This is a genomic window from Streptomyces sp. NPDC045778, from assembly GCF_056431945.1.
Map to the genome: position 1 here is coordinate 377,304 of NZ_JBWKJZ010000001.1, position 16,974 is coordinate 394,277.

Consider the following 16,974-nt stretch of genomic DNA (forward strand, 5'->3'; position numbering starts at 1 on the left):
GGTGGTTGCGGGGCACTCAGGCGGCGGCGAGTTTCGCGGCGGAGTCCGCGTCGACGCAGGCCTGGATGACCGCGTCGAGGTCGCCGTCGAGCACTTGGTCCAAGTTGTACGCCTTGAAGCCCACGCGGTGGTCGGAGATGCGGTTTTCCGGGAAGTTGTACGTACGGATCTTCTCGGACCTGTCGACGGTGCGGACCTGGCTGCGGCGGGCGTCCGCGGCCTCCTTCTCCGCCTCCTCCTGGGCCGCGGCGAGCAGCCTGGAGCGCAGGATACGCAGCGCCTGCTCCTTGTTCTGGAGCTGGCTCTTCTCGTTCTGGCAGGAGGCGACGACACCGGTGGGGACGTGCGTGATGCGCACGGCCGAGTCGGTGGTGTTGACGGACTGGCCGCCGGGGCCCGAGGAGCGGTACACGTCGATGCGCAGGTCGTTCATGTTGATCTCGACGTCGACCTCCTCCGCCTCGGGCGTGACGAGCACGCCGGCCGCGGAGGTGTGGATGCGGCCCTGCGACTCGGTCGCGGGCACGCGCTGCACGCGGTGCACCCCGCCCTCGTACTTCAGGCGGGCCCAGACGCCGTGACCGGGCTCGGTGGCGCCGTTGCCGCCCTTGGTCTTCACGGCGACCTGGACGTCCTTGTAGCCGCCCAGCTCGGACTCGGTGGCGTCGATGATCTCGGTCTTCCAGCCGACGCGCTCGGCGTACCGCAGGTACATGCGGAGCAGGTTGCCGGCGAACAGCGCCGACTCGTCGCCGCCCGCGCCCGCCTTGATCTCCAGGATGACGTCCTTGTCGTCGCTGGGGTCACGCGGCACGAGCAGCAGGCGCAGCTTCTCGGTGACCTCTTCGCGGCTCTCGGTGAGGTCCTTGACCTCGGCGGCGAAGTCGGGGTCGTCCGCCGCGAACTCGCGAGCGGTGTCGATGTCGTCACCGAGCTGCTTCCAGGTCCGGTACGTGGCGACGATCGGGGTCAGCTCGGCGTAGCGCTTGTTGAGCTTGCGCGCGTTGGCCTGGTCCGCGTGGACCGAAGGGTCGGCGAGCTTGCGCTCCAGATCGGCGTGCTCGCCGATCAGTTCCTCGACCGCCTCGAACATCTTCGGGCTCCTGGGTTTTCGGTACGCGAGCGGGGCTCGCGCAGGGACTGCGGGGCTGCTGCTGCGACAGACGGCAAACGCCGGTCCCGGCCACCCCCGCGGACGAGGGCGGCCGGAGACCGGCGCAGGTGGCTCGCTACTTCTTGGCGGAGCCGGCAGCCTTGCCGAAGCGGGCCTCGAAGCGGGCCACGCGGCCACCGGTGTCGAGGATCTTCTGCTTGCCCGTGTAGAACGGGTGGCACTCGGAGCAGACCTCGGCACGGATGGTGCCGGCGGAGATCGTGCTGCGGGTGGTGAACGACGCGCCACAGGTGCAGCTGACCTGCGTCTCGACGTACTCGGGGTGGATGTCGCGCTTCAAGGTGTCTCCTAGTTTCGGGAGGGCGCCGGGTCGCACGCGCGGGATGCGGGTGCGTGAACCGGGGCCGACGTACCAGTTTGCCAGGACCGGCCGCATCTGCCCAAACCGGGGTGGGCCCGGAAGTATTCCCCGGGCCGTCCGACGGGCCTGCGCGGCGGTCGTCCGCCGCTCGTCCGGCAGCCGTCCGGCGGGCTTATTCGCTGGTCACGACCTTGCCCGCGGCGCCCTTGTCGCCGGCGGACTTGTCGGTGGCCGACTTGGGGATCGGCTTGTCCGCGCGGAGGGCCTCCCAGACCTGCCGGTCGGCCTCCTCCAGGGGGATGACGCGGTTGCGGTCGGCCGGGTCGTACTCGACGGGCATCGTGACCATCTTCATGTCACCCGCGCCGATGCCCTTGAGGCCGCTCGCGAAGCCCGCCAGGTCCTTGACCGTGTCCAGGTCGGAGTCGGTGGTGATGGCGCTGGTGGAGGCGTCCGCGAGGTCCCAGAGCTTCTTCGGGTTGCCGAACAGGTCGACGTCCTTGACCCGGTTGATCAGCGCCTTGATGAAGGCCTGCTGGAGCTGGATGCGGCCGAGGTCGCTGCCGTCGCCGACGCCGTGCCGGGTGCGGACGAGGCCGAGGGCCTGCTCGCCGTTGAGCTGGTGTTCACCCGCGGGCAGGTCGAGGTGACTGTCCTTGTCCTTGATCGGCTGCTTGGTGGTGATGTCCACGCCGCCGAGGGTGTCGATGAGCTTCTTGAAGCCCGTGAAGTCGACCTCGATGTAGTGGTCCATGCGGATGCCGGACATCTTCTCGACGGTCTTCACCGCGCAGGCGGGGCCACCGACCTCGTACGCCGTGTTGAACATCTGGCGCTGCCCGCCCGGGTCCGTCCTTCCCTCGCCGTCCCTGGCGGCGCACTCGGGCCGGGTGATGAGGGTGTCGCGGGGGATGGAGACCACGCTGGCTTTCTTGTGGCCCTTGTAGACGTGGACGATCATCGCGGTGTCGGAGCGGGCCCCGCCCTCGTCCTTGCCGTACTTGGCGTTCTTGCCCGAGCGCGAGTCGGAGCCGAGGACGAGGATGTCCTGCGAGCCGTTGTCGATGTCGAGGGGGCGGTCGGTGCCGAGCGCGGCGTTGATGTCGACGCCCTTGATGTTGCCGTTGAGCTTGAAGTACACGTAGCCGAGGCCGGTGCCGCCGAGGACGACCACGCCGGCGGCGGTCCAGGCGGATATGACGAGGGCCTTCTTGCGCTTGCTGCGCGGTTTGCGGCGCCGGCCGCGCTTGCCGCGGTGCTTCGGCTTCGCGTCGGCGGGCCTGCTCTCGTCGGTCATGCGCTCCTCAGTCCTCGTCCGTTCGGCTACCCCCTGCTTTCAAGGGTCAGGCGTGGCTTTCCGTCACTTGTCAGACGTCGAAACCGAAAGAAGGGTTGCATAGGCACCTGTGTGCGCCCCGAGGTCCAGCGGTTACCGAGGGTGCGTGCGGTCTAGTCCTTTCGGCCCCCCACCTGCGCTTTCACGCGAGACGGCGCTACCGCGCGTGACCGTGAGAATCTCTTATCCATGTGGCCAAGGTCTCTTGGCCGAAACCGGACGGTCGCTGTGCGCCTCATTTCCCGCACAAGCGGAAAGGGCCGGTCCCGTCGGATGACGGAACCGGCCCTTCGGGGGCGCGGCCGCGCCCCCGAAGGGGCGCGAGGAACTGCGCGACCAGCCACGACAAACCCGCAGCCGCCCGACGGCAATCCCAGTCGAGCACGAAGGCGCCCCGGTCAAAGGCGCCCCCGCCAGTTAATCGTTGCCGTTGCCCGGCGCCGGCGTCGTCTTCTGGATCTGGAGCAGGAACTCGGCGTTCGACTTCGTCTGCTTCATCTTGTCCAGGAGCAGCTCGATGGCCTGCTGCTGGTCCAGGGCGTGCAGCACCCGGCGCAGCTTCCAGACGATGGCCAGCTCGTCGCTGCCGAGCAGGATCTCTTCCTTGCGGGTGCTGGACGCGTCCACGTCCACCGCCGGGAAGATGCGCTTGTCGGAGAGCTTCCGGTCGAGCTTCAGCTCCATGTTGCCGGTGCCCTTGAACTCCTCGAAGATCACCTCGTCCATGCGCGAGCCGGTCTCGACGAGCGCGGTGGCCAGGATGGTCAGCGAGCCGCCGTCCTCGATGTTGCGGGCCGCGCCGAAGAAGCGCTTCGGCGGGTAGAGCGCGGTCGAGTCGACACCACCGGACAGGATGCGGCCGGAGGCCGGGGCGGCGAGGTTGTACGCACGGCCCAGACGCGTGATCGAGTCGAGCAGCACGACCACGTCGTGACCCAGCTCCACCAGCCGCTTGGCACGCTCGATGGCCAGCTCGGCGACCGTGGTGTGGTCCTCGGCGGGACGGTCGAAGGTCGAGGAGATGACCTCGCCCTTCACCGACCGCTGCATGTCGGTGACCTCTTCCGGACGCTCGTCGACGAGGACGACCATCAGGTGGCACTCGGGGCTGTTGTGCGTGATGGCGTTGGCGATCGCCTGCATGATCATGGTCTTGCCGGTCTTCGGCGGGGCCACGATCAGACCGCGCTGGCCCTTGCCGATGGGCGAGACGAGGTCGATGATGCGGGTCGTCAGGACGCCCGGGTCGGTCTCCAGGCGGAGCCGGTCCTGCGGGTAGAGGGGCGTCAGCTTGTTGAACTCCGGCCGCCCGCGGCCGTGTTCGGGCGCCATGCCGTTGACCGAGTCCAGGCGCACCAGGGCGTTGAACTTCTCGCGGCGCTCGCCGTCCTTGGGCTGGCGCACGGCGCCGGTGACGTGGTCACCCTTGCGCAGGCCGTTCTTGCGGACCTGGGCGAGGGAGACGTACACGTCGTTGGGGCCGGGGAGGTAGCCCGACGTCCGGATGAACGCGTAGTTGTCGAGGATGTCCAGGATGCCCGCGACGGGGATCAGGACGTCGTCGTCGGACACCTGCGGCTCGCCCGCGAAGTCCTCGCGGCCACGACGGCCACGGCGGTCGCGGTAACGGCCGCGGCGACCGCGGCGACCGCCGCCGTCCTCGTCGAAGTCGTCCTGCTCCTTGCGGTCCTGACGGTCCTGGCGACCGCCCTGGTCCTTGCGGTTGCCGCCCTGCTGGTCGTCGCCCTTGTTGCCACGGCGCTCGCCGCGCTCGCCACGGTCACCGCGCTCGCCGCGGTCGCTGCGCTCGCCGCGGTCACGGTCGCGGCCACGGCCCTGGCGGTCGCGGCGGCCCTGGCGGCCCTCGCCCTGCTGGTCGTCGCCCTTGTCGGCGCGGTCGCCGCGGTCGGACTTCGCCTCGGACTGCTCGGCCCTGGGGGCCTCGGCCTTCGCCTCGCTCTGGCCCTTGGCCTCGGCGGAGACGGTCTCGGGGCTGCCGGCCTCGGCGGTGACGCGGCGGCGGCCGCGGCCCGGCTTGTCGTCGCTCGCCGGCTGGCCGGGGATGTCGATCTGCTGCTGGGCCGGGGCCTTGGGCTGCTCGGCCGGGGCCTCGTCGGCCTTGGCGGCCTTCTCCGCGGCCTCGCCGGTGCGCGCCTTGGAGGTGGCGCGGCGCTTCGGCTTGGCCGGGGCCTCCGCGGTGTCGGCGCCGGCGGCGGCCTTGGCCGGGGCTCCCCCCGCGGCCTGCGCCTCCTTGATGACCTCGATCAGCTGGCTCTTGCGCATGCGCGCGGTGCCCTTGATCCCGAGGCCCGATGCGACCTGCTGCAGTTCGGCCAGCACCATGCCCTCAAGGCCGGTGCCGCGGCGCCGCCGGGACCCGGCCGAAGCACCGGTGGCAGGCGCCGCAGAGGCGTCCGTGGCGGGCGTGTCGGCAGTCACGCCCATCAGATCGGTGGTGTCGCTCACGAAGGGTCCTTCCCTGGAGCGGACGTCGGCCTGTCTGGCTCGGCGACCGGTTGTGCTGTCCGGCGGTCCTTGGTGTGTGGACCGTGCCGGGGCGGTGGTCCGCCAACGCGGCGGAAGAGTTCACAGATGTGGCGCTTCCCGATGCCGGGCCACTGAGGTGCGGTGGTCACTCGGCTCGGTCACGCCGGTTCCGGAGCGTGCTCGGCACTGCTCAGTGCGAGGCACAGAGCAGTTTGGGAGGCTCCCGGAAGGATGGATGTCCCGGACGGGGACACAAAGCACCTCGCCATGGTGAGGTCGGGTGCAGACTTGAGGTTAACACTACCGGATCCAACAAACATTCCCCCTCTCCAAATCCGGACACCCCGAATGCGCTGCCCTCCCGGGTCAGGGAGCCAGCGGCAGCACACTCGCGCCCGCCGGGTCCAGCGCCAGGCGGTTCGCCGCCCAGCCCTCGCCCGCCAGGCGTGCGACCTTGTCGGCCGCACTGTCGTCGACCAGCGCGAGGACCGTGGGTCCCGCGCCGGAGATCACCGCGGGTACGCCGTCGGCGCGCAGGCTCTCCACCAGGGCGGCGCTCTCCGGCATGGCCGGGGCGCGGTACTCCTGGTGCAGGCGGTCCTCGGTGGCGGGCAGCAGCAGCTCGGGGCGCCTGGTCAGGGCCTCGACGAGCAGGGCCGCCCGGCCCGCGTTGGCGGCCGCGTCCACGTGCGGGACGGTGCGCGGCAGCAGTCCGCGGGCGGTTTCGGTGAGCACGGGTTTTCCGGGTACGAAAACCACCGGAACGATGGAATCGACGGGGTCCATCCTGATGGCACGGGCCGCGGAGCCGTCCATCCAGGAGGCCGTGAAGCCGCCGAGCAGGCAGGCCGCGACGTTGTCGGGGTGGCCCTCGATCTCGGTGGCCAGCTCCAGGAGCGCGGCGTCGTCGAGGCGGGCCTCGCCGCCTATGGTCACCGCCCGTGCGGCGACGATCCCGGCGCAGATCGCGGCGGATGAGGAGCCGAGGCCGCGCCCGTGCGGGATGCGGTTGGCGCACACGACCTCCAGGCCGCGCGGCTGCCCGCCGAGCAGGTCGAAGGCGGTGCGCAGGGAGCGTACGAGCAGATGTGACTCGTCGCGCGGGAGGGTGTCGCTGCCCTCGCCTGCGATGTCGACGTGCAGGCCGGAGTCGGCGACGCGCACGACCACGTCGTCGTAGAGCCCCAGCGACAGGCCGAGGGCGTCGAAGCCCGGGCCGAGGTTGGCGCTGGTGGCGGGGACGCGCACCCTGACGGCGGCGGCGCGGAACGCGGGACCGGCCATCGCTCGATGACTCTCCTTGAGCTGCGATTTGTGGAGGACTTGCCGCCTCGGCCGGCACTCGGCCGACGAGAAACGGCAGCACCCGAGAGCCGCCTCTGCGGGCGGCACCACGGCACATGCGTCGGCATATGCGGGGTGGGTTCGCTACAGCCTATCGAAGGAAGGTTCTGCGGCGACATAGGGCGCACAGGAGGCGCACGATGCGTGTCGCGAGCCCCCTGTGCACCCCCTGTGGGGAGTTGAGAGGTTTGGGCGTTACGCCAGGCCGAGGCGCTCCGCGGCGGCCGCCGCGTCCACCGGCACGGTGACCGGCTGCGGGGCTCCCGCGACCGCCCAGTCCGGGTCCTTCAGGCCGTTGCCGGTGACCGTGCAGACGATGCGCTGGCCCTTGTCGACCTTGCCCTGCTCGGCGGCCTTCAGCAGACCGGCGACGGACGCGGCGGACGCGGGCTCGACGAAGACGCCCTCCTGGGAGGCCAACAGCTTGTAGGCGCGCAGGATCTCACGGTCCGTCACCTCGTCGATGAAGCCGCCCGACTCGTCGCGCGCGGCGAGCGCGTGCTGCCACGACGCGGGGTTGCCGATGCGAATCGCGGTGGCGATCGTCGAGGGGTCCTTGACGACCTCGCCGCGCACGATGGGCGCCGAACCGGAGGCCTGGAAGCCCCACATGCGCGGGGTGCTCGTGGCCACGCCGTCGGCGGCGTACTCCTGGTAGCCCTTCCAGTAGGCCGTGATGTTGCCCGCGTTGCCGACCGGCAGGACGTGGAGGTCCGGGGCGGCGCCGAGGGCGTCCACGATCTCGAACGAGGCGGTCTTCTGGCCCTCGATGCGGAACGGGTTGACCGAGTTGACCAGGGCCACCGGGTAGTTCTCGGACAGGCCGCGGGCCAGGTTCAGACAGTCGTCGAAGTTGCCGTCGACCTGGAGGATCTTGGAGCCGTAGACGAGCGCCTGGCCCATCTTGCCGAGGGCGATCTTGCCCTGCGGCACTAGGACCGCGCAGACCATGCCCGCGCGGACGGCGTAGGCGGCGGCCGACGCCGAGGTGTTGCCGGTGGAGGCGCAGATGACGGCCTTGGCGCCGTCCTCCTTGGCCTTGGTGATCGCCATGGTCATGCCGCGGTCCTTGAAGGACCCGGTCGGGTTCGCGCCCTCGACCTTGAGGTGGACCTCGCAGCCGGTGCGCTCGGAGAGCACCTGCGCGGGCACGAGCGGCGTGCCACCCTCACGGAGCGTCACGACCGGCGTGGTGTCGGAGACGGGGAGACGGTCCCGGTACTCCTCGATGATTCCGCGCCACTGGTGGGTCATTGCTGCTTACTCCCCTTCAACCCGCATGATGCTGGCGACACCACGCACGGTGTCGAGATTGCGCAGCGCCTCGACGGTGCCGCTGAGGGCGGCGTCGGGCGCGCGGTGGGTGACGACGACGAGGGAGGCCTCGCCGTCCTTGACCGTCTGGCGGACGGTGTCGATGGAGACGCCGTGCTCGGCGAAGACGGTGGCCACCTGGGCGAGCACGCCCGGCTTGTCGGCCACGTCGAGGCTGATGTGGTACCGCGTGACGACCTCGCCCATGGAGCTGACGGGCAGCTGGGTGTAGGCGGAGTCACCGGGTCCGGTGGACTCACCGAGCTTGTTGCGGCACACGGCGACCAGGTCGCCGAGGACGGCGGACGCGGTCGGCGCGCCGCCCGCGCCGGGGCCGTAGAACATCAGCTGGCCGGCGGCCTCGGCCTCCACGAAGACCGCGTTGTACGCCTCGCGGACGCTCGCCAGCGGGTGGCTGAGCGGAATCATCGCCGGGTGCACCCGGGCGGTGACGGAGCCGCCGTCGGCGGCCCGCTCGCAGATGGCGAGCAGCTTGATGGTGCAGCCCATGCGCTTCGCGGACGCGAAGTCGGCGGCGGTGACCTCGGTCATCCCCTCGCGGTAGACGTCGTCGAGGCGCACCCGGGTGTGGAAGGCGATGCCGGCCAGGATCGCGGCCTTGGCGGCGGCGTCGAAGCCCTCGACGTCAGCGGTGGGGTCGGCCTCCGCGTACCCGAGCGCGGTGGCCTCGTCCAGGGCTTCCTGGTAGCCGGCGCCCGTGGTGTCCATCTTGTCGAGGATGAAGTTGGTCGTGCCGTTCACGATGCCGAGGACGCGGTTGACCTTGTCGCCGGCGAGCGACTCGCGCAGCGGCCTGATCAGCGGAATCGCGCCGGCCACTGCCGCTTCGTAATAAAGATCACGTCCGTGCTGCTCGGCGGTGGCGTGCAGCGCGGCGCCGTCCTGGGCGATGAGCGCCTTGTTCGCCGAGACCACGGACGCGCCGTGCTCGAAGGCGGTGGTGATGAGGGCGCGGGCGGGCTCGATGCCGCCGATGACCTCGACGACGACGTCGATGTCCCCGCGTTTGACGAGGGCGGTGGCGTCCGTCGTGACGAGCGCCGGGTCGATGCCCTCGCGCACCTTGGAGGGGCGCCGGACGGCGACCCCGGCCAGCTCCACCGGGGCGCCGATCCTGGCTGTGAGGTCGTCGGCGTGCGTCGTCATGATGCGCGCCACCTCTGAGCCGACGACCCCACAGCCCAGCAGCGCCACCTTCAGCGGACGCGTACGCATCATCCGACCTCGTTTCCTTCTCCAAGTACGGTGGGTCCAGTCTCACCCACCGGAACGGTGTTTCTGACCAAAGTCCGGATCGTGAGACACCAATTTCACTGACCGGTTGTATCGGGTCCGGTCGTGCCGGACAGGTGGACCGGGTGGGCCGGGTGGGCCGGGTGGGTCACCCGACGTCGAGTCGCATCAGGTCGTCCTCCGTCTCCCGGCGCACGACGACGCGGCCCGCGCCGTCCGCCACGGCGACGACCGGCGGGCGCAGCGCGTGGTTGTAGTTGCTGGCCATGGAGCGGCAGTAGGCGCCCGTCGCGGGGACGGCGATGAGGTCGCCGGGGGCGAGGTCGGCGGGCAGGAAGGCGTCGCGGACGACGATGTCGCCGCTCTCGCAGTGCTTGCCGACGACGCGGACGAGCATCGGCTCGGCGTCGGACGAGCGGGACACGAGCGCGACGCTGTACTCGGCGTCGTACAGCGCGGTGCGGATGTTGTCCGACATGCCGCCGTCCACGGAGACGTACGTGCGCAGGCCGTCGAGGGGCTTGATGGTGCCGACCTCGTACAGCGTGAACGCGGTGGGGCCGACGATGGCGCGGCCCGGCTCGACGGAGAGGCGCGGCACGCGCAGGCCCGCCCGCTCGCACTCGCGCGTGACGATCTCGCGCAGGGCGGTGGCGATCTCGTGCGGCTCGCGCGGGTCGTCGGCCGGGGTGTAGGCGATGCCGAGGCCGCCGCCGAGGTCGATCTCGGGCAGTTCGACGCCGTGCTCGTCGCGGATGTCCTTCAGGAGGCCCACGACGCGGTGGGCGGCCACCTCGAATCCGGACGTGTCGAAGATCTGCGAGCCGATGTGGCTGTGGATGCCGACGAGGTCGAGCCCGTCGAGCTTGAGGGCGCGCCGCACGGCCTCGGCGGCCTGTCCCCCGGCCAGCGGGATGCCGAACTTCTGGTCCTCGTGGGCGGTGGCGATGAACTCGTGCGTGTGGGCCTCGACGCCGACGGTCACGCGGATCTGCACGCGCTGCCGGGTGCCGAGGGTGTCGGCGATGTGCGCGACCCGCACGATCTCCTGGAAGGAGTCGAGCACGATGCGGCCGACGCCGGCGCGGACGGCCCGCTCGATCTCCGCCGCGCTCTTGTTGTTGCCGTGGAAGGCGATGCGGTCGGCGGGCATGCCCGCGTCGAGGGCGGTGGCCAGCTCGACGCCGGAGCACACGTCGAGGTTGAGCCCTTCCTCGTGCAGCCATCGCACGACGGCGCGGGAGAGGAAGGCCTTGCCGGCGTAGAACACGTCGGCGTCCGGGCCGAAGGCGTCGCGCCAGGCCTGGCAGCGGGCGCGGAAGTCGGCCTCGTCGAGGACGTAGGCGGGCGTGCCGAACTCCTCGGCGAGCCGGAGCACGTCGGTGCCGCCGACGCCGACGACGCCGTCGGCGCCGCGGGTGACGGTCTTGGACCAGATCTTGGGGTCGAGGGCGTTGAGGTCGGTGGGCGGCGGGGAGTAGTGCCCCTCGGGCAGGACGTCTCCGTGCCGGGGTCCTGCGGGGTGGGCGGAACGGCTCATGGCTCTATCGACTCTTCTCGTCTCACAGGTACGCGGGAGCGCTGATGCCGAGCAGGGACAGGCCGCCGGCGAGCACCGTCCCGGCGGCTTCGGCGAGCGCGAGCCGGGCCCGGTGGGCGGCCGAGGGTTTCTCGTCACCGAGCGGCAGCACGGTGTGGGCCCCCGCGAGGAGGGCGTCAGCGGTACGGACGAGGTGCCGGGCGAGCCGGTCGGGCGCGCGGTGGCGGGCGGCGGCGGCGAGGACGACGGGGTAGTCGCCGAGGGCGCCGAGCAGCGACTGTCCGTCTTCGACCGCTGCTCGCCCTGCTTGTACTGCTTGCTCTGGGGTGCGTACGTCGTCCGTGTCTCCGGGGGCGGCGGTGAAGCCGAGCTGCGCGGCGTTGCGGGTGAGGGCGCGGGCGCGGGAGTGGGCGTACCGGACGCGGAAGAGGGGGTTGGTCTCGCGCTGGGCGAGGTGCTCTTCGCCGGTGTGGGGGCGGTCGTGGGCGGCGGGCAGGAGCAGGGCCCAGCGGGCGGCGTCGCGGCCGAGGCGCAGCGGGTCCGGGTGGGCAGGGGCGGGGACCGGGCGGAGGGTGGGCAGCGGGGCCGGGGGGCGCCCGTACGCGTCGACGCGTACGCCGAGGACCTCGGTCCAGGCGGGGTCCGGCGCGGCGTCGCAGGTGACGCGGACGAGGGCGCCCTGGGAGCGCAGGACGCGGCGCGCGCTGTCGGCGACGACGGCGGCGCGCAGCTCGTGCGGGATGTGCAGCTGGGCGAGTTCCCCGGTGTCCGGGACGACGTGGCCGTACCGCTCGCCGAGGGCGAGGATCTCGGTGACGAGCCGGGTGCCGGGGTCGCCGTCGAGGGTGATGCTGAGGAAGCCGGGGCCCGTGATGTCGGCGCGGGCGATGCCGGGCTCGGCGGTGAGGCGCGCGGAGAGGATCTCGGCGACGCGGCGCGGGGGCGCGCCCGCTTCGCGGGCGATCCGCAGGGGGAGGTTGCTGGCGTAGTCGCCGCGGCCGCCGGGGCGCGGCCGTTCCACGTGCGCCCGCTCGGGCACGGTGGCGCTCAGCTCTCCGGCGTCCACGGCGGCGCGCAGGGCGCGCAGCACGGTGCGGGAGAGCTCGACGGGTGTCACGGGACAAGGGTAGGGGAGGCGCATCGCGCGCGCCGACGTGAGGGGGCGGCGGGGTGCGCGGGGGTGGCGGGGTGCCCGGGCGCCAGGACCCCGGCCGCAGGGGTGCGGGGGCTCAGGGGTGCGAGGGCAGAGGTGCCAGGGCTCAGGGGTGGCCCGCGCGCTCGGGGCCCCCGCCGGAGCAGCCACTGCCGAGGGGACCGTCCCCGCGGCGCCGGCACGCCTCCACCAACTGCCGTACGACCTGGACGAGTTCGCTCGGCTCGAAGGGCTTGGCCAGGAACGCGTCGACGCCGACCTCAAGGCCCGCCTCCACCTCGTACTGCGTACAGGCGCTGACCACGATCAGGGGGACGTCCCGGGTGCGCGGGTCGGCGCGCAGGCGGGCGGCGGTGCGCAGGCCGTCGAGGCGGGGCATGACCACGTCCAGGGTCACGACGTCGGGCCGGACCTGATGCACGACGTCCAGGCACTCGGCACCGTCGGCCGCGGTCACGACCTCGAAGCCCTCCAGCTCGAGGTTGACCCTGATCAGTTGCCGGATGACCTTGTTGTCGTCCACAACAAGCACACGGCCGGGCACGCCTGGCACAACTCGAGAGTAGGTCGACACCCGCCGTCGCGTCCGGGTTTTCCCTACTTCCGCCACTTGCGAGGGAGCCCCGGCGGGCCCCCGGAACCGCCGTCAGCTCCGCGTCCGCGCCTCGATCCCGTCGAGCAGGAACTCCAGGCCGAGGGCGAAGTTGGCGTCCCAGTCGTCGTCCGAGATGTACTGGTTCGCGGCGACGGTCGGGTACCGCTCGCGCCGGCGTTCCAGGTACTCCTGGCCCATCCGGGCCTCTTCGGCGGAGAGCCGCAGGCTGGACTGGGTGGCGGTGGCGCCCATGACGTGGTTGTACAGCGCCCACGTCGCCGCGTTCAGCTCCTTGCCGGAGAGGCCCGCGCGCGCCAGGGCGGATTGCAGGAACTCCATCCAGGTCAGGAAGTTGGGGCCCATCAGGGGCCGTTGCCGCGAGGGCACGGCGGCCGCCCAGGGGTGCCGCAGCAGGGCCTGGCGCCAGTCGTCGACCAGGGTGGTGATGTCCTGCCGGGGGTCGTCGCCGTGCCGGTCGGGGACCCGCGTCTCGCCGAAGATCGCGTCGACGGCGAGGTCGATGACGTCGCCCTTCGTCTTCACGTGCCAGTACAGCGTCGTGGCGCCCGCCTGGAGCCGCTCGGCCAGGCGGCGCATCGTGAGGCGCTCCATCCCCTCCTCGTCGAGGAGGTCGACGGCCGCCCGGACGATGCGGTCACGGGTGAGCGGCGGCTCTCCCTTGTCGCGCGGGGGTCGCAGCCACACGTTGCCGACCGCCCCGCCGCCGGGCTCGCCCTTCGCGCGTCCTTCGCCTGCGATGACGTTCACCTCCACAGTCACGCGGCTCACTCCGGGCGCATCGCGCGGCACCGGGTGTTCGCCGGTCGAGTCTCGCACGGCCGAGCCACCGGTCCGGGCCCCCGGGGCCGCACCCGGCCGAGCACGACCGCCTTTCCCAACTTTTTCCCATTCTCCCAACTCACTTGAAAACAAGGGCAGTTGATGTCCCGCGAGCGCGCCCCGAACGCTTCTTCCGCCACGGCCCGGCACGCGGAGCCGTAGTACAGTCACGGCCCACTAGAACAACGATCGAGTCACTCGACCGTTGTACGAGCAGAGGGGACAGACATGAAGCAAGAGGCGTCATCGCCGCCGGCTCGGTCCGCGAGGCACTGGTGGGCCCTCCCCGTGGTCAGCCTCGCCCAGCTGATGGTCGTGCTCGACGCGACCATCGTGAACATCGCGCTTCCCTCCGCCCAGCGGGACCTGGGGATGGCCGACGCCGACCGGCACTGGGTCATCACCGCCTACGCCCTCGCCTTCGGCGGCCTGCTGCTCGTCGGCGGGCGCGTGTCCGGTGCGCTCGGCCACCGGCGGGCCTTCACCGTCGGCCTCGTCGGCTTCGCCCTCGCCTCCGCGCTCGGCGGGGCGGCGGGTGACGCGGGCACGCTGTTCGCCGCCCGCGCGGGACAGGGTGTCTTCGCGGCGCTCCTGGCACCGGCGGCCCTGTCCTTGCTGATCCTGACGTTCACCGACGCGCGCGAGCGCGGAAGGGCGTTCGGCGTCTTCGCCGGTGTCGGTGCCGGCGGCGCCGCCCTCGGCGTGGTGGCCGGCGGCCTGCTCACCGAGTACGCCGACTGGCGCTGGTGCCTCTACATCAACATCCCGATGGCGGCGATCGCCCTCCTCGGCATCCCGATGGTCCCGCGCGACCGCCCCAGCGGGGACCTGCGCGACCTCGACGTCCCCGGCGTACTGCTCAGCGCCGCGGGCCTGGTCGCCCTGGTCTACGGCTTCACGCAGGCCGAGCCGCACGGCTGGGGCGACCCGAAGGTGCTCGCCCTGCTGATCGGGGGCGTGCTGCTGCTCGCCCTGTTCGTCCTGGTGGAGGCCAAGTCGCCGGAGGCGCTCCTTCCGCTGCACATCCTGGCGCACAGGGCGCGGGGCGCGGCCTTCGTGTCCGTGTGCGTCATGTTCGTCGCGATGTTCGGCTTCTATCTGTTCGTCAGCTACTACACGCAGACGATCCTCGGCTACTCACCCGTCAAGGCGGGCCTGACGCTCCTGGTGAACGCCGTGAGCACGACCGTCGGCGCGCTGCTGATCGCGGGGACGCTGCACCGCAGGGTCCCGGCGTACGTCCTGATCGCGGGCAGCCTGCTGTCCGCCGCCGCGGGCATGCTGGTCCTCACGCAGCTGGAGGTGGACAGCTCTCACGTGTTCTGGGCGTATCTGACCCCGTCCATGGTCCTCACCGGTGTCGGCCTCGGCACCTTGCTCGCGGCCGCCACCAACAGGGCGACGGCCGGGCTCGACCACACCGAGGCGGGGGTGGCGTCGGCCGCGTACAACACGGTGCAGCAGGTGGGCGCCGCGTTCGGCACCGCCCTGCTCAACTCCGTCGCGACCAGCGTGACCACGTCGTACCTCAAGGCCCACGGGGACCGTCCGGAGGCCCTCGCCGCCGGGACGGTGCACGGGTACAGCGTGGCGCTGTGGGTGGCGTTCGGCGTCCTCGTGTGCGGCGCACTGGCCGTGGCCCTGTTCTCCAGGGGTGGCGGCCGCGGCTCCCGGGCCGAGGGCGAGGCCGTCCCTGAGACGTCCGACGCGTCGTACTAGGCCCGCCGGGCGGCGCCTGACCCAGGCCTTGCGCCGACTCGCTGTCCATGAAGCGCCATTGGTGGGTACGCATCTCATCGACTGGTGGGTACGCATCTCAGTCAGACGGGTTCCGCCAGGAAGAGGAACAGGGGCAGGGCAGGGGCACGGGCAGATGGGCTCTGCCAGAAGGGAACTCCGCTTGAACGCGACCGCGCACGAGACAGCCCTCGTCGGCACGGGCCGGCGCGGGCTCGCCGTGCTGGACATCAGGGCCGTCACCGGGGCCGTCGTATGAACGCGCCCCGGGACCCCGCGGACAGGCGGCGGGACCCGCCTTTCTCCGCGGCGGACGACACCGCTGTGGACCCGCCCACCCTCGACGCCGGGCTCCTCTCCCCCGTGCGCGCCGGGACCCCTGTGGAGCGGGTGGTGTCCGATGTCGCCTGGTTGCAGGCCATGTTGGACACCGAGGCCGCGCTGGCCCGTGCGCAGGCCGCGATCGGGGTCGTGCCGGCCGGGGCGGCGCGGACCATCACCGCCGCCGCGCGGGCCGACCTGCTGGACGTGCGGGCGCTCGCGGTGCACGCGCGCGAGAGCGCCAACCCGGTGGTCGGCCTGGTCCGGGCGCTCACCGGCGCGGTGGAGGCGGTGGACCCGGCCGCCGCCGAGTACGTCCACCGGGGCTCGACGAGCCAGGACGTCTTCGATACGGCGGCAATGCTGGTGGCCAGGGAAGCGCTCGGGCTGCTGCGGGCGGACCTGGCACGCGCCGGGCGGGCGCTGGCCGGCCTCGCCCGCACCCACCGGGACACCGTCGTCGCAGGGCGCACGCTGGGGCAGCACGCCGTGCCCACCACGTTCGGGCTGAAGGCCGCCGGATGGCGGGAGGCGGTGCTCGACGCGGACGCCCGCGTGGGGGCCGTGCTCGACGCGTTGCCGGTCTCGCTCGGGGGCGCAGCGGGCACCGCGGCGGGGTACACCGCGTACGGCGCCGACGCCGAGCGCCTCGTGACGGCCTTCGCCGCGGAGACGGGCCTGCGGGCACCGGTGCTGCCCTGGCACACGCTGCGTACGCCGATCGCCGACCTGGGCGCCGCGCTCGCGCACACCGCCGGGGCGCTCGGCAAGCTGGCGGTGGACGTGCAGTCGCTGAGCCGCACCGAGGTGGGCGAGGTCGGCGAGCCGCACGTGCCCGGGCGCGGCGGTTCCTCGGCGATGCCGCAGAAGCGCAACCCGGTGCTCGCCACGCTGATCCGCAGCGCCGCCCTCCAGGTCCCGGCGCTCGCCGCCGTCCTGACGCAGTGCATGCTCGCCGAGGACGAGCGTTCGGCCGGGGCGTGGCACGCGGAGTGGCAGCCGCTGCGCGAGTGCCTGCGCCTGACGGGCGGCGCCGCGCACACGGCGGTGGAACTCGTGGAGGGCCTCGTGGTGCACCCGGAGCGGATGCGCGCGAACCTCGCGCTCACCGGCGGCGGGCTCGTCGCCGAACGACTCGTGGCGGAGCTGACCCCGCTCCTCGGCAAGACCGCCGCCCAGCACCTCCTGACGTCCGCCACGGAAGCCGCGGCCCGGGACGGCCGCCCCCTGCCCGACCACCTCGCCGCCTCCCCCGCCCTCGCGGGGCGCGTCACGCGGGCGGAGCTGGAACGCTGGTGCGAGGCGGGTGGATATGTGGGGGCGGCGGGGGTGTTGGTGGAGCGGGCGCTGGAGGAACGGGGGGAAGCCTGAGGCGCTGTGCGGGGGGCCACACCTTGTAGTACGGAGCCGGGCCAGGGCCCGGCTGACGACGCGGAGGTTCCTCCTGCGCCGCCCGCTGTCCCTCAGCGCCGCCGCCGACTACGACTTGGTGGTTTGAGGTCTGGGGGCGGGGGCCGGGTCCGGGTCTAACCGAGGTGGCCGGGACGGTCGGGGCTCGCGGGGCTGCCGGGGCCACCG

At 72.2% G+C, this 16,974-nt stretch carries 13 protein-coding genes; 2 read left to right on the top strand and 11 right to left on the bottom strand.

Annotation, left to right across the window (positions count from 1 at the left end; all coding sequences use genetic code 11):
• Nucleotides 1-16: 16 nt before the first annotated feature.
• The 11 genes from prfA to AC07GB_RS01705 all read right to left on the bottom strand — a co-directional run bounded on the left by prfA (nt 17) and on the right by AC07GB_RS01705 (nt 13,278).
• Nucleotides 17-1,093 carry a peptide chain release factor 1 gene (gene prfA, locus AC07GB_RS01655; protein WP_478841215.1) on the bottom strand — a complete coding sequence of 359 codons (1,077 nt, stop codon included), beginning with the start codon at nt 1,091-1,093 and terminating at the stop codon, nt 17-19.
• 136 nt (nt 1,094-1,229) lie between these two features.
• The gene (rpmE, locus tag AC07GB_RS01660; RefSeq protein ID WP_478841216.1) at nt 1,230-1,454 is read right to left on the bottom strand and encodes a 50S ribosomal protein L31; all 225 of its coding nucleotides are present in this window, start codon (nt 1,452-1,454) and stop codon (nt 1,230-1,232) included.
• A gap of 193 nt (nt 1,455-1,647) precedes the next feature.
• Complete coding sequence (locus AC07GB_RS01665; RefSeq protein ID WP_478841217.1) at nt 1,648-2,772, bottom strand: LCP family protein; 1,125 nt, start codon at nt 2,770-2,772, stop codon at nt 1,648-1,650.
• Nucleotides 2,773-3,228: 456 nt separating this feature from the next.
• Nucleotides 3,229-5,277: a transcription termination factor Rho gene (gene rho, locus AC07GB_RS01670; protein ID WP_478841218.1), complete on the bottom strand. Its 2,049-nt coding sequence runs from the start codon at nt 5,275-5,277 to the stop codon at nt 3,229-3,231.
• 387 nt (nt 5,278-5,664) lie between these two features.
• Nucleotides 5,665-6,582, bottom strand: coding sequence for a homoserine kinase (gene thrB, locus AC07GB_RS01675; protein ID WP_144320931.1), 918 nt, complete (start codon nt 6,580-6,582; stop codon nt 5,665-5,667).
• A 255-nt stretch (nt 6,583-6,837) separates the two neighbouring features.
• A complete protein-coding gene (gene thrC, locus AC07GB_RS01680; protein ID WP_478841219.1) occupies nt 6,838-7,896 on the bottom strand; it encodes a threonine synthase in 1,059 nt (352 codons plus the stop codon).
• A 6-nt stretch (nt 7,897-7,902) separates the two neighbouring features.
• Nucleotides 7,903-9,192 (bottom strand): homoserine dehydrogenase, encoded by a 1,290-nt coding sequence (locus AC07GB_RS01685; RefSeq protein WP_478841409.1) that lies wholly within the window; start codon nt 9,190-9,192, stop codon nt 7,903-7,905.
• A 166-nt stretch (nt 9,193-9,358) separates the two neighbouring features.
• Nucleotides 9,359-10,750 carry a diaminopimelate decarboxylase gene (lysA, locus tag AC07GB_RS01690; RefSeq protein ID WP_478841220.1) on the bottom strand — a complete coding sequence of 464 codons (1,392 nt, stop codon included), beginning with the start codon at nt 10,748-10,750 and terminating at the stop codon, nt 9,359-9,361.
• Between the two features lie 22 nt (nt 10,751-10,772).
• Entirely contained in the window at nt 10,773-11,867 is a 1,095-nt protein-coding gene (nrtL, locus tag AC07GB_RS01695; protein ID WP_478841221.1) for an ArgS-related anticodon-binding protein NrtL, read from the bottom strand.
• A 142-nt stretch (nt 11,868-12,009) separates the two neighbouring features.
• A complete protein-coding gene (locus AC07GB_RS01700) occupies nt 12,010-12,513 on the bottom strand; it encodes a response regulator (protein ID WP_478841222.1) in 504 nt (167 codons plus the stop codon).
• Between the two features lie 36 nt (nt 12,514-12,549).
• Nucleotides 12,550-13,278, bottom strand: a complete 729-nt coding sequence (locus tag AC07GB_RS01705; protein ID WP_478841223.1) for a TetR/AcrR family transcriptional regulator — start codon at nt 13,276-13,278, stop codon at nt 12,550-12,552.
• A gap of 288 nt (nt 13,279-13,566) precedes the next feature.
• On the opposite strand from AC07GB_RS01705, the gene AC07GB_RS01710 reads away from it, so the two are divergent.
• Nucleotides 13,567-15,057, top strand: coding sequence for an MFS transporter (locus AC07GB_RS01710; protein WP_478841224.1), 1,491 nt, complete (start codon nt 13,567-13,569; stop codon nt 15,055-15,057).
• Nucleotides 15,058-15,330: 273 nt separating this feature from the next.
• Nucleotides 15,331-16,767 (top strand): nitrosuccinate lyase, encoded by a 1,437-nt coding sequence (locus AC07GB_RS01715; protein ID WP_478841225.1) that lies wholly within the window; start codon nt 15,331-15,333, stop codon nt 16,765-16,767.
• The last annotated feature ends 207 nt before the right edge of the window (nt 16,768-16,974 follow it).

Coding starts and splice junctions, on each gene's coding strand:
- AC07GB_RS01685 (WP_478841409.1), bottom strand. CDS start 9,192: ATGCGTACGCGTCCGCTGAAGGTGGCGCTGCTGGGCTGTGGGGTCGTC.
- prfA (WP_478841215.1), bottom strand. CDS start 1,093: ATGTTCGAGGCGGTCGAGGAACTGATCGGCGAGCACGCCGATCTGGAG.
- lysA (WP_478841220.1), bottom strand. CDS start 10,750: ATGAGCCGTTCCGCCCACCCCGCAGGACCCCGGCACGGAGACGTCCTG.
- thrB (WP_144320931.1), bottom strand. CDS start 6,582: ATGGCCGGTCCCGCGTTCCGCGCCGCCGCCGTCAGGGTGCGCGTCCCC.
- AC07GB_RS01710 (WP_478841224.1), top strand. CDS start 13,567: ATGAAGCAAGAGGCGTCATCGCCGCCGGCTCGGTCCGCGAGGCACTGG.
- AC07GB_RS01665 (WP_478841217.1), bottom strand. CDS start 2,772: ATGACCGACGAGAGCAGGCCCGCCGACGCGAAGCCGAAGCACCGCGGC.
- AC07GB_RS01715 (WP_478841225.1), top strand. CDS start 15,331: ATGAACGCGCCCCGGGACCCCGCGGACAGGCGGCGGGACCCGCCTTTC.
- thrC (WP_478841219.1), bottom strand. CDS start 7,896: ATGACCCACCAGTGGCGCGGAATCATCGAGGAGTACCGGGACCGTCTC.